Consider the following 21,547-nt stretch of genomic DNA (forward strand, 5'->3'; position numbering starts at 1 on the left):
GGAGAAAGGCGATGTCCATTGATGTTGGATTAATATTTCAAATCGCCGGAATCGGCATTGTTTTAGCTTTCATTCATACTGTATTAAAAGAATTAAAGCGAGAGGATATTGCAAATTGGGTTATCCTTGTCGGTTTTGTCGTTATTTTATTCCATGTTGCGTTTTTGATTAATACTCTATTCGACAAGATTAAAAGTGTCTTTCTCTTCCAGTAAAGGAGGCGGTTCGAATCGAAATTATACAAATTGTCGGATTAGGCCTCGTTGCTACATTTTTAGCTGCTGTTTTAAATCAGCATAAGTCTAGTATTACATCGTTATTTATTGTGTTCATTGGTAGCATGATGTTTCTCCTCTTAATCGATCAAATTCATTCTATTTTACAAATGATTGAGAGAGTGGCGAGTGAAGCGAAAGTTAGCAACGTATATGTAGAAACGTTATTGAAAATTATAGGGATTGCTTATATCGCTGAGTTTGGTGCGCAAATTACAAAGGATGCTGGTCAAGGTGCAATCGCTTCGAAAATTGAATTAGCTGGGAAAATCTTAATTCTCGTTATGGCAATTCCTATTTTAACGGTTGTAATTGAAACAATTCTTGGTTTTTTACCTACAGGATAAGGGGGAGTGAATGTTGAGGAAGTTTGGAGCTAAGCTACTATTTGCTTGCTTCCTTTTCTTTTCTTTACCGATTGTTGTACAAGCTTCTCCTATAGAAACAAACGTCGTTGATCAACAATTGGATAAGCTCGGAATTGAAGATGTGAAGCAATTTTGGGACGGGCTTGTTACAAAGTATGGAGGCTATTTACCAGAGAGTCAAAAAGGAAGCTTTATGGAGTTTGTAAAGGGAGAAAAAGAGTTCTCCATAAAAGAGTGGATGATAGGTCTACTAAAATATTTATTTCACGAGCTTGTTGCAAATGGAAAGTTACTTGGAACGCTCATTATGCTCACGATTTTCAGTGCATTGCTGCAATCGTTGCAATCTGCTTTTTCAAAGAGTAGCGTGAGTAAAATCGCGGATGCAGTCGTATACATGGTACTTATTATTTTCGCTTTAAATAGTTTTTATGTCGTCATGACATATGCAAGAGAGACGATACAAACAATGGTAGATTTCATACTAGCGTTATTACCAATTTTACTCGCACTCATAGCAACGGGCGGCGGTGTTGTTTCTGTATCGTTTTTTCATCCAATCATCATTTTCTTAATGAATACGAGTGGGCTTCTTATGAATTACATCGTTCTACCGCTTTTATTACTTGCAACTATATTAAGTATTGTAAGTACGATGAGTGATCAATATAAAGTTACGAAATTGTCCAAGCTTTTGCAAAACGTTAGTGTTGGGATTATTGGTATCTTTTTGACGATTTTTTTAGGCGTATTATCTGTACAGGGAACAGCGTCAGCCGTTGCTGATGGTATAGCTGTGAAAACGGCTAAATTTGTAACAGGAAACTTCATTCCTGTAGTAGGAAGGATGTTTACTGAGGCGGCGGATACTGTTATTAGTGCATCTGGATTATTAAAAAACACAGTCGGAATTATCGGGCTCGTTATTTTATGCTTAATTGTCGCTTTTCCAGCGATTCAAATTTTTTGTATCGCGTTTATTTATAAATTCGCAGCAGCAGTATTGCAACCAGTAGGCGGAGGAGCAATTATTCAATGTTTAGATATCATTGGACGAAGTATCATTTACGTATTTGCTTGCTTAGCTATCGTATCATTTATGTTCTTTTTAAGTATCACAATTATTATTGCTGCCGGGAACATTACTCTCATGATGCGGTAGGAGGTGAAGAGTGTGCAATTTGTTACAGAGTGGATTAGAAATATTATCGTTTTTTTACTCTTAGCGACAATGCTTCATCTTATTCTTCCAAATTCAAATTTGCAAAAGTACGTTAAATTCGTTGTAAGTCTATTGTTAGTCGTACTAATTTTAACGCCTCTATTTAAGTTGTTACAAACAGATGTAAATGAAGTTATTGCGAATTTTAATGAAGAAAAGTACGTAGCAGAAGGATCTGTAAAAAATTCGATAGATTCGAAGAAAAAAGAAATACAAGCTCTAACACGTGCATATAGTTTAGAAGAGATGGCTACCAAAATGAAAAAAGACGTAGGAAAAGAGTTTGAGAAAAAGTATGGTATGACAGTCTCTGAAATACAAATAGTCGCAGTGGAACATGCAGAAGAAGTAAAGTCAGCGAAAGATATTCAATCTGTTGTTGTGACGTTGAAAGAAAAAGAGAGCAGTAAAAATGATGCAATCGAAACAGTAAAGTCAATTGAAATTAATACGAAAGAACCACCAAAAAAATTAGAAGAAACGAATGTAGAAATGGAAAAATTCTTTTCAAGCAGGTGGCAACTAGAGGATAAACAAATCCAAGTTCAGATGGAAGGGAGGACAGGTAGCGTAAATGGACAATAAAGATAAAAATTCGAGGTTCTCATTTTTTCGAAACTTATTAAATGGGGATGAAAAAGAAAATAATGAGAAGGGGAAAAAGGTAACACCTAAGTTTTTGCTTGTCCTACTCATACTTGGGATTGCGCTTATGTTTTCTAGTAATTTCTTATCACCTAAAAAAGAAGAAGTACCTGTGTTTAAAGAAAAGACAAGTCAAAGCCAAGATAAAGATGTGCCAACTTTCGGTCAAAAAAACAATGATAATATGTCAAATGTAGAAAAATATGAAAAAGCGTATGAACAAGAATTGAAAGCTTCTTTAGAAGAGATAGCCGGAGTAAAAGATGTAACTATTAAAGTGAACTTAGATTCATCTGAAGAAAAAATACTCGAGAAAAATACAGTAAAACGTTCACAAACTACAGGTGAAACTGATAAAGCAGGCGGTAAAAGGGAAGTAGAGGACGAGTCTCTTGATGAAAAGACCGTCATTATACGTGAAGGTGATAAAGAAACTCCAATTGTTTTGCGAACAGAGAAACCGAAAGTACGAGGTGTTCTTGTCGTAGCAAAGGGAGTGGATAATATACAAATAAAAGCAATGGTAAAAGAAGCAGTGACGCGATTATTAGATGTACCAGCTCATCGCGTTTCAGTATCACCGAAAAATTGATAGGGAGGAAATAAAGTGTTGAAAAAACAAACGGTTTGGCTATTAACGATGTTAAGTTTAGTGGTTGTGCTATCTGTTTATTATGTAACAACTCCTGATAAAATGAATACAGCAGCACCGGCAACGGGTGAAAAGATGGGACAAGAAAAGCAAGGTGCTGATAAAGCAGTTACAAAAGAAACAACGAAAGAAACTACAAATAAAGAGACAACAAAAGAAAATACAAGCAAGGAAACTACAAATAAAGAAACAGACAAAAAAGAGAATGACAAAAAAGAAACAAGTAAAAAAGAGGCTAGCGTAACAGTTCAATCAAGCGATGAGAATTTCACAGCGTTACGTATGCAAATGGAAGATCAGCGTAGTGTAGAGAAAGAAAAGTTACAAAATGTAATGAAGTCATCAAAATCTTCAGCAGAAGAAAAGAGTAAAGCGAAAGATAATCTTGATGCAATCACTACAATGGAAACGAAGCAACAATTACTTGAGACAGTGATTAAATCTCAAGGTGGATATAAAGATGCTCTTGTAAGAGCTGATGGAACGGACATTAAAGTGACAGTTAAATCGGCAAAGCATTCACAAAAAGAAGCGAATAAAATTATTCAGCTCGTAAGAAGTGAAGGTGGTTCAAAAGATGTAGGTGTGAAATTTGATCCATCAGTAAAATAAAGTGGCATATTAATTATAATAGGTGCTTTTGCTTCAAATTAGATAAAAGAATAATAGAAAAAAGCTATCGAAAACGATAGCTTTTTTCTATGTCATCTTTGCAATTGTATTTAGTATTTTCAATTGGAAACGGGGAAATACGCTGTGAGTAAAAGATTAATGGTTCATGATGATGGTGATTACTTTTTCCAGATTTGACGTGGATGAAGAGGACCAATGCCCAAATCACTACAGCAGGAAAGAAAAGGATGAGCCATATCATATGTCCACACCTCACTACAATAAATTTTCTACACTTTGAACATACTATTCTTTTATGAAGGAAGAATGAACGGCACGTAAACAAAAAAATAATATTTGGTAAAAATATGTTTTTTCACCGTAGATAAAATGAAGAATGCTGAGGGAATTATGTTTTTACACTGTACAGTTTTGAAAAAGTAAAGAATGTTTTTTAGGAAGTGGTCTTGCCAATTTCGTGTGAAACTTGGTATTATTACTAGGTAATAATTTTTTAGTGGAATAATATTTTTACAGGAATTTCGATTTATAATAAAGAAATATAAATTGGAATGTTTAAAAAATTTAGCGTAAGATGGGAATAGTAAATATTTCTATTAGTAAATGTCATAGGAATAAATTTTCTAATAGAATGCATCGTATTTTTACAGTAAATCAATTTGATGCCAATCTGTAAAAACGGGACAAACAAGAGTATGGGAGTGGATTTTACATGTTTAAAATTCAAGAAGTTCGTGAATTAATTAAATTAATTGATAGCTCTAATATTGATGAATTTGAATACAAAAAAGACGGTACAACAATCAAAATGAAAAAACGTGGTAATGAAGTAGTTACTGTGCAAGCACCGGTAACGAAACAGGTAGTACAGCCAGCAGCATCTGTCGAAGTAGAAACAGCAGTAGCGGCAGCGCAAGTAGAAGCGCCAAAACAAGAAGAGAAGACAGCTGTTCAAAATGAAAACCTACATAAAATCACATCACCGATGGTAGGGACATTTTATTCCTCTTCTTCGCCTGATACACCTCAATATGTAAGTGTTGGGGACAGAGTATCGAAAGATTCTATCGTATGTATTGTTGAGGCTATGAAATTATTTAACGAAATTGACGCAGATGTAGAGGGCGAAATCGTTGAAATTCTTGTTAATAATGGACAGCTTGTTGAGTATGGACAACCGCTATTTCTTGTAAAAGCGTAATAAGGGAGTCTTTGTGATGATAAAAAAAGTATTAATAGCCAATCGTGGGGAAATTGCTGTACGAATTATTCGTGCTTGTAAAGAAATGGATATTGAAACAGTTGCAATTTATTCAGAAGCAGACAAAGAGTCACTTCATGTGCAAATTGCAGATGAAGCGTATTGTGTTGGACCAACGATTTCAAAAGAAAGCTATTTGAATTTGACGAACATTATTAGTGTTGCGAAATTAACAGGTTGTGATGCAATTCATCCGGGATATGGATTTTTAGCAGAGAATGCAGATTTTGCAGAATTATGCCGTGAGTGTAACTTGATTTTTATCGGTCCGAGCCCAGAAGCTATTTCAAAGATGGGCACAAAAGACGTTGCACGTGATACAATGAAAGAAGCAGGGGTTCCGATTGTACCAGGTTCACAAGGGATTATTAAAAATACCGAAGAAGCGATCGAGCTTGCTAATCAAATTGGATATCCAGTTATTATTAAAGCAACTGCAGGTGGCGGCGGAAAAGGTATTCGTGTTGCGCGCCATGAAGAAGAGCTTGTAAAAGGAATTCAAATTACACAGCAAGAAGCTAGTACCGCTTTTGGGAACCCTGGTGTATACTTGGAGAAGTACGTTGAAGATTTCCGCCATGTTGAGATTCAAATAATGGCAGATACACATGGAAATGCCATTCATTTAGGAGAGCGTGATTGTACAATTCAGCGCCGTCTGCAAAAACTATTAGAAGAAAGTCCATCACCTGCACTTGATGAGAATATTCGCAAGCAAATGGGTGACGCAGCAGTTAAAGCGGCGGTAGCGGTTGATTATACAGGTGCTGGTACGGTTGAGTTTATTTATGAATATAAAACGAAAAGCTTTTATTTCATGGAGATGAATACGAGAATCCAAGTTGAACATCCAGTTACTGAAATGGTAACAGGGATGGATTTAATTAAAGAACAAATTCTTGTTGCTTCTGGAGAAAAGTTATCGTTACAGCAAGAAGAAGTACAATTTAATGGCTGGGCAATGGAATGTCGAATTAATGCGGAAAACCCTGCCAAAAAATTTATGCCATCTCCAGGTAAAGTAGAAATGTACTTACCACCAGGCGGATTTGGTATTCGCGTCGATTCAGCTGTATATCCGGGATATTCAATACCACCTTTCTATGATTCGATGGTTGCTAAATTAATTGTTCACGGAAAAACACGTGAAGAGGCAATTGCAAAAATGAAGCGAGCGCTCAGTGAGTTTGTCATTGAAGGCGTACATACAACAATCCCGTTCCATTTGCAATTGCTAGATCATCCTGATTTTGTAAAAGGTGAGTTTAACACGAAATTTTTGGAAGAGCATGAACTTGTGACGCAGTGATACATTAAAGGAGGTTTTTTTCATGGCTGAACATATGTTAGATATGGGTCAAGATACAACTCTTGGAAAAGTAGAAATTGCACCAGAAGTAATCGAAGTAATTGCAGGTATTGCAGCTGCTGAAGTAGAAGGTGTAGCGGCAATGCGTGGTAATTTTGCTACAGATGTTGTTGAGAAGTTAGGTAAGAAAAATCATGGTAAAGGTGTAAAGGTTGAATTAGCAAACGAAGATATTATTGTTGACCTTTATGTTGTGATGTATTTTGGTGTAGCAATTCCGGTTGTTGCACAAAAAATTCAAGACAATATTCGCCAAGCACTCTTTACAATGACAGGACTTGAGCCAAAAGAAGTGAATGTTCACATCGTTGGCGTAACATTCGAAACACAAAAAACAGAAATCGAACCAGTGTAAGAGTGAAAAAAGGTGCCTAGTAAAATAGGCATCTTTTTTATCGTGTCATTTCTTCACAAATTAAAACCCTCTAATTATTATACTATTTCAAAAAATAAGAAATATAAAAGGGAATGTTTCATTTTTCCAAAAAACGTACATTGTGATAAGATATGGAACTTGAAGTTAATCTTTTTATTATTTTTCAGCCTTGTACCCCGTGTGTGAAACGATAAATTGTGTTATTATCATTGTATTATAAGGTTGGAAAATCAATGAAAACTGCAAGAGTAAGTGAATTGACGGCTTATAAATTATAATAATATAACAAAGCATAAGGAAAGACTTGAAGTATAAAGGAGAGTTACAATGAAACGTAGGACGGCTAGAGAAAGAGCAATGCAAGCATTATATCAAATGGATATTACAGGAGAATTAGAACCGAAAGTAGCGGTGGAAAATACGCTAGATGAAGGTGAAGAAACAAATGAGTTTCTAGAATCACTTGTTGTAGGATTTGTAGACAACAAAGAAGAGATTGACGCAGCAATTCGTCAAAATTTAAAAAAGTGGAAGCTTGAGCGTATTAGTATTGTTGATCGCAGTATTTTACGTGTAGCTGTGTGTGAGATGAAATACATGGAAGAAATTCCACACAATGTAACAATTAACGAAGCAATTGAAATCGCAAAAACATTTGGGGATGAGGAATCTCGTCGTTTTATTAACGGCGTTTTATCTAATATAAAAGATACACTGTAATTTCTTTAAGGGGGAAACTTAAAATGGTAGCAGTAATCATCAAAGGAAATGAAGTTGCGGAGAAAAAACGAGCACAATTAAAAGAAGAAGTTGTGAAGTTAAAAGAGCAAGGGATTGTACCAGGATTAGCAGTTATTTTAGTTGGAGAAGATCCAGCATCTCGTTCTTATGTAAAAGGAAAAGAAAAAGGCTGTGAGCAAGTAGGAATCTATTCAGAGCTAATTGAACTTCCTGAAACGATTGCTGAGGAGCGTTTGCTTGCTGAAATCGATCGCTTAAATGGAGACGACCGCATTAATGGCATATTGGTACAATTACCTTTACCAAAACATATTGAAGAAAAAGCTATCATTGAAAGAATTTCACCGGAAAAGGATGTAGATGGATTTCACCCAATCAGCGTAGGACGTATGATGACGGGACAAGACACATTCCTTCCATGTACACCGCATGGCATTTTAGAATTAGTAAAAGAAACGAATCTTGATATTTCTGGAAAACATGTTGTTGTAATTGGAAGAAGTAATATTGTTGGTAAACCAGTGGGGCAACTGTTTTTAAATGAAAATGCAACTGTCACATATTGTCATTCTAAGACGCAAAATATAGAAGAATTATCGAAGTTAGCTGATATTTTAATCGTAGCCGTTGGACGACCGAAAATGGTAACAGCTGACTATATTAAAGAAGGTGCGGTTGTAATTGATGTTGGTGTTAACCGTTTAGAAACAGGCAAACTTTGTGGTGATGTTGATTTTGACAATGTATTAGACGTTGCGGGATACATTACGCCTGTGCCAAAAGGAGTCGGCCCAATGACTATTACAATGCTTCTTCACAACACTGTGGAGTCTGCAAAGCGTGCAGGTGTTGTTTGTCAATAATTTGAATCGGCTATGAGGAGAGAGCAATGGAGAAACAATATTTAACCGTTACAGCATTAACACGCTATATTAAAACAAAAATAGAGTATGATCCGCATTTACAGTCTGTTTGGTTAAAAGGAGAAATTTCCAACTTTAAATATCATAGTCGTGGTCATATGTATTTTACATTGAAAGATGAAAATGCAAGAATTGCAGCGGTTATGTTTGCGGGTCATAATCGTAACATTAAATTCAGACCGGAAAATGGAATGAAAGTACTTGTAAAAGGAAAGATTTCTGTTTACGAGGCGAGTGGTTCTTATCAAATTTATATTCAAGACATGCAGCCTGATGGAATTGGAAACTTGCATTTAGCTTATGAGCAATTAAAAGTTCGTTTAGAGGAAGAGGGCTTGTTTTCTCAAGTTTATAAAAAAATAATTCCTCCGTATGCTAAAACAATAGGTGTAATCACGTCGCCAACAGGAGCAGCGATTCGCGATATTATAACAACGATTAAACGTCGTTATCCAATTGGAAATGTTATTGTGTTTCCTGTACTTGTACAAGGGGAGTCAGCAGCTCCCTCGATTGTACAAGCAATTCGTACAGCGAATGAAATGGGAGATATTGATGTTTTAATTGTTGGACGTGGTGGAGGCTCTATTGAAGAATTATGGGCCTTTAATGAGGAAGTAGTTGCAAGAGCAATTTTTACAAGTGAGATTCCGATTATTTCGGCTGTAGGCCATGAAACAGATTTTACAATTGCAGATTTTGTCGCAGATTTACGTGCACCAACACCGACTGCAGCAGCTGAGCTGGCGGTACCTAATACTATAGAGTTACAAGAAAAGGTATTACAAAGAACTCTGAGATTGCAAAGAGCAATGAGAGAGAGAGTACATAAAAAAGAAGAAAAACTGCAAGTGTTACAAAAATCTTATGCGTTCCGTTATCCAAGGCAAGTGTACGAGCAAAAAGAAGAGCAGCTAGACAGGGCTCTTGAACAACTTGTTTTAGCGAAAGAGCGTTATATAGATAAAAAAGTAAATCAATTAAAGCAACTTTCATTTTATTTAGAAAAGCACCACCCATCTCAAAAAATTATACAAACGAAAACGGCAATTGAAACGTTGCAAAAGCAGTTGCAACGTGAAATGCAAACATTACTTCAAACGAAAGAGTTCGTATTTGTGAGAGCGGCTCAAAAGCTTGAGGTATTAAGCCCGCTTAAAGTAATGATGAGAGGGTATGGGCTTGTATACGATGAAGAGAAACAAGTATTAAAAAGCGTGAAAGATGTTAGCCTTGGAGATGCTGTTTCGGTTCAATTACAAGATGGAATACTAGATTGTAGTGTATCAAGCATAGAGGAGCGTGAATTGAATAATGGAAAATAAGTTAAGCTTTGAAGAAGCAATTTCGCAACTTGAGCATCTCGTTTCTAAGCTTGAACAAGGTGATGTACCTTTAGAGGAAGCGATTTCTTATTTTAAAGAAGGCATGGAATTATCTAAGCTTTGTGATGAGAAATTGAAAGATGTACAAGAACAAATGGCAGTTATCCTTGGGGAAGATGGAGAGCTTAAACCGTTTACTGCTTTAGGAGATGAAGCATAGTGACACATATAGCTTTTGATGCTTTTTTGAAAGAGAGTAAAACTTTCGTAGAAGAAAAGCTTGTAAGCTATGCAAATGAATTACAATGTCCAAAGGTGCTTCGTGAAGCGATGGCATATTCTTTGGAAGCGGGTGGGAAACGTCTCCGCCCGTTACTTTTATTTGCAACGTTACAAGCGTTTGGGAAAGAAAAAAATCTTGGAGTGGGTGCAGCTTGTGCCCTTGAAATGATTCATACATATTCGTTAATTCATGATGATTTACCTTGTATGGATGATGATGATCTAAGACGAGGAAAGCCTACAAATCATAAAGTATTTGGTGAAGCAATGGCAGTTCTAGCAGGAGATGGTTTGTTGACATATGCTTTTCAAGTTATTATGGCATATGAGCAAAAAGAAATCTCTGCTGAAAAAAAAGTAAGACTTGTACTTGAGCTTGCGAAAGCAGCAGGACCTGAAGGGATGGTTGCTGGACAAGTGGCAGATATGGAAGCTGAAGGAAAACGACTTACAATTAATGAATTAGAGTACATTCATAGGCATAAGACAGGTAAACTGCTTGAGTTTGCTGTACTTGCAGGGGCGATACTTTCTGATGCTACAGAAGAGCAAGAAGAGAAGTTACTTGCATTTGCGAAATATATCGGTCTAGCTTTCCAAATTAGAGATGATATTTTGGATGTAGAAGGAACAGAAGAAGAGATTGGAAAACCGATTGGTAGTGATGCTTCCAACGAAAAGAGCACATATACGACGTTATTTGCTGTAGATAGAGCAAAATCTATTTTAGAGGAGACAATTGCAAAAGCAAAAGATTCTATTAGCTCCTTGCAATTACAAGATGAATATTTACTATCTATTTGTGATTTAATCGCAAAACGTAATAACTAATATAACAGCGTTTTCATTTGTTGAGTCATTCATCATTTTATGATATAACTGTAGGAAAAGGTTTTTCTTTTCTTGTTATTGGCAAAAATATATGTAGATTACATTGCCGTTATCACTTCGTGTTAGCGGCTATTTTTTTCATCGCGTAAAGAAATATGATGTATAATATGATAAGTGAAAAAAATGGAAGTGTTTTCTGAAAGCAGGACAAGATAAAAAGAATGGAAAGAGAATTTCTTGTGTTGTGTAAATGTTTCTTATAATATTTGACATGTTGACAGATTATGAAATGAAAGTGAGTGATCCGTGTGGATCTAACGCAAATTCAAAACCCTAGTTTTTTGAAAGATATGTCTATTAGTGAACTAGAGGGATTGAGTGAGGATATTCGTAAGTTTTTAATTGAAGAGCTCTCTCAAACAGGTGGACATATTGCACCTAATTTAGGTGTAGTAGAACTCACAATTGCTCTGCATAAATTATTTGATAGTCCGAAAGATAAGTTTTTATGGGATGTAGGACATCAATCCTATGTACATAAAATTTTAACAGGGCGTGCGAAAGAATTCGGCACATTAAGGCAATACCAAGGTCTATGTGGTTTCCCAAAACGCTGCGAGAGTGAGCATGATGTTTGGGAAACTGGTCATAGTTCGACGTCACTATCTGCTGCAATGGGAATGGCTCTAGCGCGTGATTTAAAGAAAACGGAAGAATACGTTATACCAATCATTGGCGATGGTGCATTAACAGGCGGAATGGCTTTAGAGGCATTAAACCATATTGGTCATGAAAAAACGGACATGATTGTTATTTTGAATGACAATGAAATGTCAATTGCACCAAACGTCGGTGCGCTTCATAATGTACTTGGTCGTTTACGTACCGCAGGGAAGTACCATTGGGTAAAAGATGAATTAGAGTATATATTGAAGAAAATCCCAGCAGTTGGCGGAAAAGTTGCTGCGACAGCAGAGAAAATAAAAGATAGTCTAAAATATTTACTAGTATCAGGCGTCTTTTTTGAAGAATTAGGCTTTACATATTTAGGTCCGGTCGATGGGCATGATTATGAAAAGTTATTCGAAACGTTGCAATATGCAAAGAAAACAAAAGGCCCAGTACTTGTTCATGTTATTACGAAAAAAGGAAAAGGTTATAAACCAGCTGAGAGTGACGTTATTGGAACTTGGCATGGAACAGGACCGTATAAAATTGAGTCAGGTGACTTCGTTAAACCGAAGGAAGTTGCACCAGCATGGAGTGCTGTTGTTAGTGAAACAGTGCTTAAGCTAGCGAGAACGGATGAACGTATCGTTGCAATTACGCCTGCAATGCCTGTTGGATCGAAACTTGAGAAATTCCAAAAAGAATTTCCGAATCGCATGATTGATGTAGGTATTGCAGAGCAGCATGCTACAACAATGGCGGCTGGTATGGCAACGCAAGGAATGAAGCCATTCTTAGCAATTTATTCAACGTTTTTACAAAGAGCATATGACCAAGTTGTTCATGATATTTGTCGCCAAAATTTAAATGTTTTCATTGGAATAGATCGTTCTGGATTAGTTGGAGCAGACGGTGAAACGCATCAAGGTGTATTTGACATCTCGTTTTTACGTCATTTGCCGAATATGGTACTTATGATGCCGAAAGATGAAAATGAAGGACAACATTTAGTATATACAGCGATGCAATACGAAGATGGACCGATTGCTTTACGTTATGCACGCGGCAATGGACTTGGCGTTCAAATGGATGAAGAATTAAAGGCGATTCCAATCGGTACATGGGAAACGTTAAAAGAAGGCACACAAGCAGCAATTTTAACGTTTGGTACGACAATCCCGATGGCAATGGAAGCAGCAGAGCGTCTTGAAAAAGCTGGAATATCAGTGAAAGTAGTGAATGCTCGCTTTATTAAGCCGATGGATGAGGCATATTTACATGAGCTTTTAGGGAAAAATATACCGATTTTAACGATTGAAGAGGCTTGTTTAATCGGTGGCTTTGGAACGGGAGTAGTTGAATTTGCTTCTGAGAACGGATACCATAGTGCTTTAATTGAACGAATGGGTATTCCTGATCGCTTCATAGAGCATGGTAGTGTAACAAAACTGTTAGAAGAAATTGGTTTAACGACAGATGCTGTTGTAGACCGTATTCATACAATGATTCCATCAAAACAAAAAAGGGCGTAACAAATGAGCGTAAAAAAAGAAAGAGTAGATGTACTATTAGTAGAGCGAGGACTTATAGAAACGCGTGAGAAGGCTAAACGTGCTGTTATGGCAGGTCTTGTATATGCGAATGAAATGAGACTCGATAAGCCAGGGGAGAAAATCTCGCAAGATACGGAGATTACGGTGAAAGGGCAAGTTATGCCGTATGTAAGCCGTGGTGGTTATAAGCTTGAAAAGGCATTAGAAGCATTTCAACTTGATTTAAAAGATAAAGTTATGATAGATATTGGTTCATCAACTGGTGGTTTTACAGACTGTGCGCTTCAAAATGGGGCGAAGTTATCTTATGCATTAGATGTAGGATATAATCAACTTGCGTGGAAATTGCGTCAAGATGAGCGTGTTGTTGTGATGGAACGAACGAACTTCCGTTACGTGACACCGGCAGATTTAGAACGTGGTTTACCGCAGTTTGCAAGTATTGACGTGTCATTTATATCATTAAGGCTTATATTGCCGGTTTTAAAAACAATGCTTACGCCAAATGGTGATGTAGCTGCATTGATTAAACCTCAGTTTGAAGCTGGACGAGAACAAGTCGGGAAAAAAGGCATTGTTCGTGATAGAAAAGTACATGAAGCTGTCGTGGAAATGATTGTCGATTTTGCTCTTAAGGAAGGCTATAATGTCGAAGGTTTAACATTCTCACCAATTACAGGCGGAGATGGAAATATTGAATTTTTAATTCATCTAAAGTGGCACGGTGAGCGTGAGAATGGCGAAAATCATTCTCCGGTTTCTATTGAGCAAGTTGTTACAGAGGCGCATGATGTTCTAAAACAAAAAGGAAAAGGGGAATAACATATGTTGTTCCTCTTTTTGTTGTAATTGTATAATGATTGTAAAAACAATTGTGTACAAGTAACGGATTATACGTTAACATAAATAAGTGAAGTATACCAATGATTAAACTATGGTAAGAGATAGTGTGAGGTGCAAATGTATGAATAAAGGTCAGCGCCATATTAAAATTAGGGAAATTATTGCGAACAAAGAAATTGAAACACAAGATGAACTAGTTGATATTTTACGTAATGTGGGGTTTAATGTAACGCAAGCAACAGTATCGCGCGATATTAAAGAACTGCACTTAGTGAAGGTGCCATTACATGATGGTCGCTATAAATATAGCTTGCCAGCAGATCAACGGTTTAATCCGTTGCAAAAATTAAAACGAAATCTAGTGGATTCATTTGTAAAATTAGACACGGCAGGACATATGCTTGTGCTAAAAACATTGCCTGGTAACGCTCATTCACTGGGGGCACTTATTGATCATTTAGAGTGGGATGAGATCATCGGAACCATTTGTGGTGATGATACTTGCTTAATTATTTGCCGTACACCTGAAGATACAGGTGTTGTCTCTGATCGTTTCTTAAATATGCTGTAACAGAAAAATCTTGTTTACTTTCCTCTGTAAAGTGGAAAGTAAACAAGATATTTTTATTGGCGAAAAATATGGATTTTCAAATACAATACATTATTTTTTTTGAATGAAGTTAGAAAATAGGTGGATTGACCCGTAAAACGAATGTTTGGTACAATGGAGCGGGTTAGAAGAGTAATTTATACATACAAACATATAGTATAACTATTTGAATGAAGAATACTGAGAAAAGCCCTTAATAAGGGATTAGTTTATAACGAGGTGAATGGGGCATTGTTATCGGAATTATCGATCAGAAACTTTGCTATTATTGAGGCATTAAATATTTCTTTCCAAAAAGGTTTAACCGTTTTAAGTGGTGAAACAGGAGCTGGAAAATCAATTATTATTGATGCAATTAGTTTGCTTGTTGGTGGCCGTGGTTCAGCAGAATTTGTTCGATATGGAACAGAAAAGGCTGAGATAGAAGGGTTATTCTATGTAGAAGATGACAAGCATCCATGTATCGCAAAGGCAGAAGAGTTAGATATAGAAATAGAAGATGGCATGATTATTTTGAAACGTGACATCGCTGCGAATGGAAAAAGTGTCTGTCGTGTAAATGGGAAACTTGTTACACTCAGCATATTAAAAGAGATTGGAAAAACGCTAGTTGATATTCATGGACAGCATGAAACACAAGATTTAATGAATGAAGAGCGTCATATGTTTATGCTTGATCATTTTGATGGAAATCGCATTGTTAAACAATTGGATATATATCAAAATGTATATACAGACTATGAGAAGTTAAAAAAACAGCTGAAATCTTTAAGTGAAAATGAACAACAAATGGCCCATCGTCTAGATTTGATTCAATTCCAACATGAAGAAATTCGTAAGGCGGATTTAAAAATGGATGAGGAATATGAATTGACTGAGGAACGATTAAAAATCTCCAATTTTGAAAAGATTTATAAAGCATTAGGAGATGCGTATCGTTCGTTAAGTGGAGACGGGCAGGGATTAGATCATGTAAGAAATGCAATGGGACAAATGGAGAGTATTACGCACTTAGATGAAGCGTATCAAGAAAATCATGATTCTATTGCAAATAGTTATTACTTATTAGAAGAAGTTGCATACCAGCTTAGAGAAAAGTTAGATATGATGGAATATGATCCGAAACGTCTAGATGAAATTGAAACACGTTTGAATGAAATCCGTATGTTAAAGAGAAAGTATGGAAATACTGTAGAAGAGATTTTAGCGTATGCTGATAAAATTGAACAAGAAATTTTTACGATTGAAAATAAAGACGTACATATTGAAACGACGAGAAAACAGTTAACGAAATTAGAAGGTGTTATTGTAAAAGAAGCAACGTTGTTAAGTGCTATGCGTCATGAGCTTGCAGATCATCTTACAAGCGCTATTCATCAAGAATTAAAAGAATTATATATGGAAAAAACAAAATTTGAAGTGAGAATTATGAAGAGGGTAGGAAACGTAGAAGAACCTCTCGTGGAAGGAACACCGGTAAAACTTACGGCGGATGGCTACGATCATGTGGAATTTTATATTTCAACGAATCCGGGTGAACCGTTAAAGCCACTTTCAAAGGTCGCTTCTGGCGGAGAGTTATCTCGTATTATTTTAGCTTTAAAAAGCATTTTTTCTAAGCATCAAGGTGTTGCATCTGTTATTTTTGATGAAGTGGATACGGGTGTGAGTGGTCGGGTTGCACAGGCTATTGCGGAAAAAATTTATCGTGTATCAGTAAACTCGCAAGTACTTTGTATTACGCACTTACCTCAAGTAGCTTCAATGGCGGACTCGCATTTATTTATTAGAAAACAAGTGGCGAATGATCGGACGATTACATCGGTTACTGTGTTAAGTACGGATGAAAAAGTAACAGAAATTGCTCGAATGATTTCTGGTGTTGAAATTACAGATTTAACGACAGAGCATGCGAAAGAGTTACTTACGCAAGCGCATCATTTCAAACAGACAGCAGAGGCTATCCAGTAATGGATAGCTTTTTTTCTCAAATGACGATTTCTTAATTCTTCCGGTTATAAATAAAGCACTGCAAGGAGAGATTAAAAAGTGAAGCCAAGAGGCTGAATGTGGGGTAGGAGCGAGGAGAGTGAACAAATTGAAATTAGAAAGATTTCGAAAAATAATAGGTCTTTGTCTCCTTGTTTCTTTAGTTTTTATTGGATGTTTTAAACCGCTTCGAACGTTTATTTCATCGCCGAAGCAACTTGTTGTTTTTGAAGGACAACAATCAGAAATAGCATCATTACCAGTTTTTAAGGCTGCATCTACAGATCGTAATGTATTTACTGTAAGTTCAAATGAACAAGAACAAGGGCTTATGGTAAATTCTCACCAAAATGGTGAAGCTGATATGGTGTTTCAACTTGCTGGTTTTCCAGTGAAAAAAGTAAATGTGAAAGTATTAAAAGATTTTAAAGTTATTCCAGGTGGACAATCGATTGGTGTAAAATTGAATACAAAAGGTGTACTTGTTGTAGGCCATCATTTAATTCAAACTGAAAAGGGTAAAGTATCTCCTGGTGAAACAGCTGGTGTACAGATTGGAGATATGATTACTGAAATCAATGGTAAAACAATTGAAAGAATGAGTGATGTAGCACCGTTTATTCATAATAGTGGAGAAACAGGTGAACCGCTTAATCTTGTTTTATTAAGAGATGGAAAATATATTCGGGCTAAGCTAACACCACAAAAAGACAATGGTGAATCCTCTTACCGAATTGGACTGTATATTCGTGATTCAGCAGCTGGTATCGGAACGATGACATTTGTACATCCAGATTCTATGAAATACGGAGCGCTTGGTCATGTAATTTCTGATAATGATACAAAAAAGCCAATTCAAGTAGAAGATGGACAAATTATGCGTTCGACAGTAACGTCTATTGAAAGAGGAAGTCACGGGAACCCGGGAGAAAAATTAGCAAGATTTTCACCGGATCGTGAAGTGATTGGTAATATTACAATAAATAGTCCGTATGGTATCTTTGGGAAGTTAAACACAAATATGACAAACGGCATAATGGATAAAGCAATGCCTATCGCATTATCCCATCAAGTAAAAGAAGGGCCAGCGAAAATATTAACAGTTATTGATCAAGATAAGGTGGAAGCGTTTGATATTGAAGTTGTTAGTACGGTACCACAAAAGTTCCCGGCTACAAAAGGTATGGTTATAAAAGTGACAGATAAACGTTTACTAGCAAAAACGGGTGGTATTGTACAAGGAATGAGTGGAAGTCCGATTGTACAAAATGGGAAAGTAATTGGTGCGGTTACACATGTATTTGTAAATGATCCAACGTCAGGATATGGTGTTCATATTGAATGGATGTTACATGAGGCTGGAATTAATATTTATGATCAAGAGAAAAAAGCGAGCTAATACATATTAGCTCGCTTTTCTTTTGAAAAATTCGTTGAAATTTTGTAAAAGCTCCGCAAGAGCTGTTTTTTGTTGTAAGATATAAGCAAAGGGTTGAACGTTTCGCTGTAATTCTATGATGGAATGTGTTGCGAAAGGAAATAAATGAACGATAAACATATTTTTTTGTGATTTTATCGGAAAGTAAGAAACTTTAAAGGGAATTTTCACACAATTGTCGAACAATTCATGTAGCCTAGAAGCTTACACATGTCGGGAGAATCGATTCGGTAAGGGAGGAAAAACTGTGGAGAAAATTAAAGTATGTCTTGTGGATGATAATAAAGAATTGGTATCGATGCTAGAGAGTTATGTTGCTGCTCAGGATGATATGGAAGTTATTGGGATTGCTTACAATGGTCAAGAATGTTTAAACTTATTGAAAGAAAAGCAGCCTGATGTACTCGTTTTAGACATTATTATGCCACATTTAGATGGTCTAGCTGTGCTAGAGAAAATGCGACATATTGAAAGGTTAAGACAACCTAGCGTTATTATGTTGACAGCATTCGGACAAGAAGATGTGACGAAAAAAGCGGTTGATTTAGGGGCATCATATTTCATATTAAAACCATTTGATATGGAGAATTTAACAAGTCATATTCGCCAAGTGAGTGGTAAGGAAAATGCTACTATTAAACGTCCATTACCATCTTTCCGATCAGCAACAACGATCGATGGAAAACCGAAAAACTTAGATGCGAGTATTACAAGTATCATTCATGAAATTGGTGTACCCGCTCATATTAAAGGGTACATGTACTTACGAGAAGCAATCTCTATGGTGTACAATGATATCGAATTACTAGGATCTATTACGAAAGTATTATATCCAGATATCGCAAAGAAATATAATACAACAGCAAGTCGTGTCGAGCGCGCAATCCGTCACGCAATTGAAGTGGCTTGGAGCCGTGGGAATATTGATTCTATTTCGTCCTTATTTGGTTATACTGTATCAATGTCAAAAGCAAAACCTACGAATTCCGAGTTCATCGCAATGGTTGCGGATAAGTTGAGACTTGAACATAAGGCTTCGTAAGTGTTGATATAACAGTGTTTTTGATTGTTTAGTGGTAATGTAAAGTTACCAACAAACTTCTTTTCGTACCAACAAATAAAGGTAATGTATTTTAATAAACACCGTCTTTTATTGGTTTGTAAATCAAACTAATGAAAGGCGGTGTTTTTTGTTTTGACTGAATTTGAATTACAGCTAGATAATTTTATGTTGTATTGTTCAAGTAAAAACTTATCGACTAAAACACTGAAAAGTTTCGTAATGCCGATGAACGTTATGATGGTAATTTAGTTAATGGGAATTTATCAGATGAAAAGGTAGAAGAAGGGGCAAAGTGCGGCAAACCCTCTGAAAAATCTATGCTTAGAAAAATTTGGGACGGTATATACGTTGGTTCTGGGCAAGTTATTGGGGAGATTGTAGAAGGATTTGATTCACTAGACGATACAGTAACAAAAGAAAATATTAAGTATGCTATAGGTCACCCTATAGAGACAACCTTTACTGCTTGGAATGCTGTTTCGGATTTATTTATGAATGATTTTTGGCATGGTGATGCGGAAAGTCGTACAAAATGGGGAACGAGTGTTTTTATGGGGCTTGGATTGGGATGGCTTGGGGATAAAGGAATAAGTAAAGTAGGGAAAGTAACTACACTCGCAAAAGGTACGAATCTAACAAAATTCTCAGAAGGTATCTCGTCTGTTTCGAATCAATTACCATTGAAAGACCGATTTGCATTCGCAGGTACTAGTGGCTTTGGTAGCAATCAGATAAAAACTTTTGAAGCTTTACAAGAAGCCCGTGATACATTTATGTTTTCCGAAACTGGTGGAAGAAGTAGAGTTAAAGGTGTACAAGAAGTAATAAAAGATTATGCGGATAAAGTTCTTGATAGAGTAGATGTAAAAAATGAGTATCCCGATTCGTATACAGCATCTAAAATATTACGTGAAGAACTTAAGGATGCAGGGATTGAACCACCCCCATATTTTAATGCAGCACATCATCTAACACCTTGGAACGATAGTAGGGCAGAAAAGGCACAAAAATTATTAAAGGAATTTGGGATAGACTATGATTCGGCGGCTAATGGAGTATTTTATACCTTATAAAGTTAATGAATACGTGACTACTGAAGTCTTACACATAGGAAAGCATAGTTCAGAGTACATACTTGAAGTAGAGAGTATTAAGTCTTGTTAAGAAACGGGGCGGTACTCAAGAATATGCTGTTGACGCCTTACATGATATAAGAGAACGTTTATTGAATGGTGAATTAAAATTAAATAAACCGAAGAAAGAGTAATCTTATAATAGAAAAATAACAAAGGAGAGTAAAAATGAAAATTTGGGAATTAAAGAGTTCATTTGATGACTATGAATCTTTTCAACTATTGAATTTAGAAGAAGATTCTAAAAAGTATTTTGAAGGAAAAATTGACTCGGCAGTAAAAGCATCTGATTCATGGGGAGAAATACGTATTAAATGTGTAGAAGAAGGAAATAAAAGTGATTTTCCTCATTTTTGGGGAGAAGTTGGTACACCAATGGTTAGTGGGAAAGCTAAAAAATTCTTAGAGTCTATGCTTGGTGATAATGTAGAATTTCTTCCCCTAATTCATGATGTGACGGGAGAAGTGTATTATATAATTAACGTTTTAAATGCAATAGATGCTATTGACTATGAGAAAGCTATACTAAAGAAATTATGTTCTGGCTTAGTAATAGATTTCAAAAAATACGCATTCTTACCTAATATGGTCAAGAACCAAACAATATTTAAAGTTTACTTAAATGAAATATTACATATTCCTTTCGTTTTTGTATCAGATGAATTTAGAAATGCAGTTTTAGAAAGTGATTTAAAAGGTTTTGAATTTGTAGAGGTATGGGATTCAAAAGAGGACATGTAAAAGAAAGTTCTAAAATAACTGATAGGGGTTAACAGCATGGGTGCAAAGGTTTTAGAAATTCTAAGAATGTTAAACAATTATGAGGGAAATGAAAAAGAAATTTTTGAACAGATTCAAGCTGAAGCAATGGTGAAATTTATATGTGGAAAAATCTGATTTTAGAAATTGAAGATATACTGAAAAGTGTTAACTTTAATCTGAACACACCAGCAACAGATACTGAAGTTCATAGATTAAGAGAACACGTGAAAGAGAAATTTAATGTTGATTTACCGAGTGAATTTGAGGAGTTTCTTAAAAACGTAAATGGTTTAGATTTTGGTGGACTAGTTATTTATGGAGTTGACCCTTCTTTACTAGAAACAGAAAGAAACGAACCGATCTGTGGATTTATAGACACGAATGAGATTTGGTATGAAAATGAATTTCAAAAAGAGTACCTTTTCTTTGGGGATTCAAATATTGCGTGGTTTTGTAAAAACTTATCTGAGGGTACTTATCTAGAACTTGATAAACCATCTGGCACAGTGATGAAAACATATAATGATTTCAATACAATGCTTGAAGAGGCATTGAAAACAGCAATTCTGTAATAAGGAGGTAGT

At 35.9% G+C, this 21,547-nt stretch carries 23 protein-coding genes and 1 pseudogene; 23 read left to right on the plus strand and 1 reads right to left on the minus strand.

Going from position 1 to position 21,547, the window contains the following annotated elements; genetic code table 11:
* The first annotated feature begins 11 nt into the window (after positions 1–11).
* The 6 genes from spoIIIAC to QCI75_RS06315 are packed head-to-tail and all read left to right on the plus strand — an operon-like array spanning position 12 to position 3,774.
* Entirely contained in the window at positions 12–215 is a 204-nt protein-coding gene (spoIIIAC, locus tag QCI75_RS06290) for a stage III sporulation protein AC (protein ID WP_000020914.1), read from the plus strand.
* A 23-nt stretch (positions 216–238) separates the two neighbouring features.
* A complete protein-coding gene (gene spoIIIAD / locus QCI75_RS06295) occupies positions 239–622 on the plus strand; it encodes a stage III sporulation protein AD (RefSeq protein WP_078172833.1) in 384 nt (127 codons plus the stop codon).
* A 10-nt stretch (positions 623–632) separates the two neighbouring features.
* Positions 633–1,805: a stage III sporulation protein AE gene (gene spoIIIAE, locus QCI75_RS06300; protein WP_002199385.1), complete on the plus strand. Its 1,173-nt coding sequence runs from the start codon at positions 633–635 to the stop codon at positions 1,803–1,805.
* A 12-nt stretch (positions 1,806–1,817) separates the two neighbouring features.
* The gene (gene spoIIIAF, locus QCI75_RS06305) at positions 1,818–2,450 is read left to right on the plus strand and encodes a stage III sporulation protein AF (protein WP_144504917.1); all 633 of its coding nucleotides are present in this window, start codon (positions 1,818–1,820) and stop codon (positions 2,448–2,450) included.
* Positions 2,440–3,102, plus strand: coding sequence for a stage III sporulation protein AG (gene spoIIIAG, locus QCI75_RS06310; RefSeq protein WP_070144819.1), 663 nt, complete (start codon positions 2,440–2,442; stop codon positions 3,100–3,102). Before spoIIIAF ends, spoIIIAG begins: the two co-directional genes overlap by 11 nt.
* Positions 3,103–3,117: 15 nt before the next feature.
* Positions 3,118–3,774: a SpoIIIAH-like family protein gene (locus tag QCI75_RS06315; protein WP_144504919.1), complete on the plus strand. Its 657-nt coding sequence runs from the start codon at positions 3,118–3,120 to the stop codon at positions 3,772–3,774.
* A gap of 64 nt (positions 3,775–3,838) precedes the next feature.
* On the opposite strand, the gene QCI75_RS06320 is transcribed toward QCI75_RS06315, so the two are convergent.
* Positions 3,839–4,036, minus strand: coding sequence for a DNA recombination protein RecO (locus QCI75_RS06320; RefSeq protein ID WP_098776552.1), 198 nt, complete (start codon positions 4,034–4,036; stop codon positions 3,839–3,841).
* Between the two features lie 471 nt (positions 4,037–4,507).
* Here QCI75_RS06320 and accB point away from each other — a divergent pair, with 471 nt between their 5' ends.
* From accB to QCI75_RS06405, 17 genes and pseudogenes are all read left to right on the plus strand, one after another.
* Positions 4,508–4,996, plus strand: coding sequence for an acetyl-CoA carboxylase biotin carboxyl carrier protein (accB, locus tag QCI75_RS06325; protein ID WP_002129047.1), 489 nt, complete (start codon positions 4,508–4,510; stop codon positions 4,994–4,996).
* Positions 4,997–5,012: 16 nt separating this feature from the next.
* Positions 5,013–6,365, plus strand: a complete 1,353-nt coding sequence (gene accC / locus QCI75_RS06330) for an acetyl-CoA carboxylase biotin carboxylase subunit (protein WP_002122429.1) — start codon at positions 5,013–5,015, stop codon at positions 6,363–6,365.
* Positions 6,366–6,387: 22 nt separating this feature from the next.
* Complete coding sequence (locus QCI75_RS06335; RefSeq protein WP_000807630.1) at positions 6,388–6,780, plus strand: Asp23/Gls24 family envelope stress response protein; 393 nt, start codon at positions 6,388–6,390, stop codon at positions 6,778–6,780.
* Between the two features lie 348 nt (positions 6,781–7,128).
* Entirely contained in the window at positions 7,129–7,521 is a 393-nt protein-coding gene (gene nusB, locus QCI75_RS06340; protein WP_002067080.1) for a N utilization substance protein NusB, read from the plus strand.
* A gap of 23 nt (positions 7,522–7,544) precedes the next feature.
* Positions 7,545–8,405 (plus strand): bifunctional methylenetetrahydrofolate dehydrogenase/methenyltetrahydrofolate cyclohydrolase FolD, encoded by an 861-nt coding sequence (gene folD / locus QCI75_RS06345; RefSeq protein WP_070144817.1) that lies wholly within the window; start codon positions 7,545–7,547, stop codon positions 8,403–8,405.
* A gap of 26 nt (positions 8,406–8,431) precedes the next feature.
* On the plus strand, positions 8,432–9,790 hold the full coding sequence (gene xseA, locus QCI75_RS06350) for an exodeoxyribonuclease VII large subunit (protein ID WP_002122424.1): 1,359 nt from the start codon (positions 8,432–8,434) through the stop codon (positions 9,788–9,790).
* Positions 9,780–10,010: an exodeoxyribonuclease VII small subunit gene (gene xseB, locus QCI75_RS06355; protein WP_000428422.1), complete on the plus strand. Its 231-nt coding sequence runs from the start codon at positions 9,780–9,782 to the stop codon at positions 10,008–10,010. Before xseA ends, xseB begins: the two co-directional genes overlap by 11 nt.
* The gene (locus QCI75_RS06360; RefSeq protein ID WP_144504922.1) at positions 10,010–10,903 is read left to right on the plus strand and encodes a polyprenyl synthetase family protein; all 894 of its coding nucleotides are present in this window, start codon (positions 10,010–10,012) and stop codon (positions 10,901–10,903) included. The genes xseB and QCI75_RS06360 overlap by 1 nt, the downstream gene beginning before the upstream one ends.
* Positions 10,904–11,211: 308 nt before the next feature.
* Complete coding sequence (gene dxs, locus QCI75_RS06365) at positions 11,212–13,104, plus strand: 1-deoxy-D-xylulose-5-phosphate synthase (RefSeq protein WP_002111749.1); 1,893 nt, start codon at positions 11,212–11,214, stop codon at positions 13,102–13,104.
* A 3-nt stretch (positions 13,105–13,107) separates the two neighbouring features.
* Positions 13,108–13,947, plus strand: a complete 840-nt coding sequence (locus tag QCI75_RS06370) for a TlyA family RNA methyltransferase (RefSeq protein ID WP_353760095.1) — start codon at positions 13,108–13,110, stop codon at positions 13,945–13,947.
* A 142-nt stretch (positions 13,948–14,089) separates the two neighbouring features.
* On the plus strand, positions 14,090–14,539 hold the full coding sequence (argR, locus tag QCI75_RS06375; protein ID WP_001032584.1) for an arginine repressor ArgR: 450 nt from the start codon (positions 14,090–14,092) through the stop codon (positions 14,537–14,539).
* 270 nt (positions 14,540–14,809) lie between these two features.
* Positions 14,810–16,549, plus strand: coding sequence for a DNA repair protein RecN (gene recN / locus QCI75_RS06380; RefSeq protein WP_098776557.1), 1,740 nt, complete (start codon positions 14,810–14,812; stop codon positions 16,547–16,549).
* A 118-nt stretch (positions 16,550–16,667) separates the two neighbouring features.
* On the plus strand, positions 16,668–17,966 hold the full coding sequence (spoIVB, locus tag QCI75_RS06385; protein ID WP_144504928.1) for a SpoIVB peptidase: 1,299 nt from the start codon (positions 16,668–16,670) through the stop codon (positions 17,964–17,966).
* A gap of 286 nt (positions 17,967–18,252) precedes the next feature.
* A complete protein-coding gene (spo0A, locus tag QCI75_RS06390) occupies positions 18,253–19,047 on the plus strand; it encodes a sporulation transcription factor Spo0A (RefSeq protein ID WP_002122410.1) in 795 nt (264 codons plus the stop codon).
* A gap of 296 nt (positions 19,048–19,343) precedes the next feature.
* A pseudogene (locus QCI75_RS06395) lies at positions 19,344–20,335 on the plus strand (AHH domain-containing protein); the annotation flags it as partial.
* Positions 20,336–20,369: 34 nt separating this feature from the next.
* Entirely contained in the window at positions 20,370–20,942 is a 573-nt protein-coding gene (locus QCI75_RS06400) for an imm11 family protein (RefSeq protein ID WP_353760096.1), read from the plus strand.
* A 140-nt stretch (positions 20,943–21,082) separates the two neighbouring features.
* A complete protein-coding gene (locus QCI75_RS06405; protein WP_144506471.1) occupies positions 21,083–21,535 on the plus strand; it encodes a YrhA family protein in 453 nt (150 codons plus the stop codon).
* Positions 21,536–21,547 lie beyond the last annotated feature (12 nt).

Origin of the sequence: Bacillus cereus group sp. RP43, from assembly GCF_040459645.1 — a bacterium.
Taxonomy (GTDB): domain Bacteria; phylum Bacillota; class Bacilli; order Bacillales; family Bacillaceae_G; genus Bacillus_A; species Bacillus_A mycoides_C.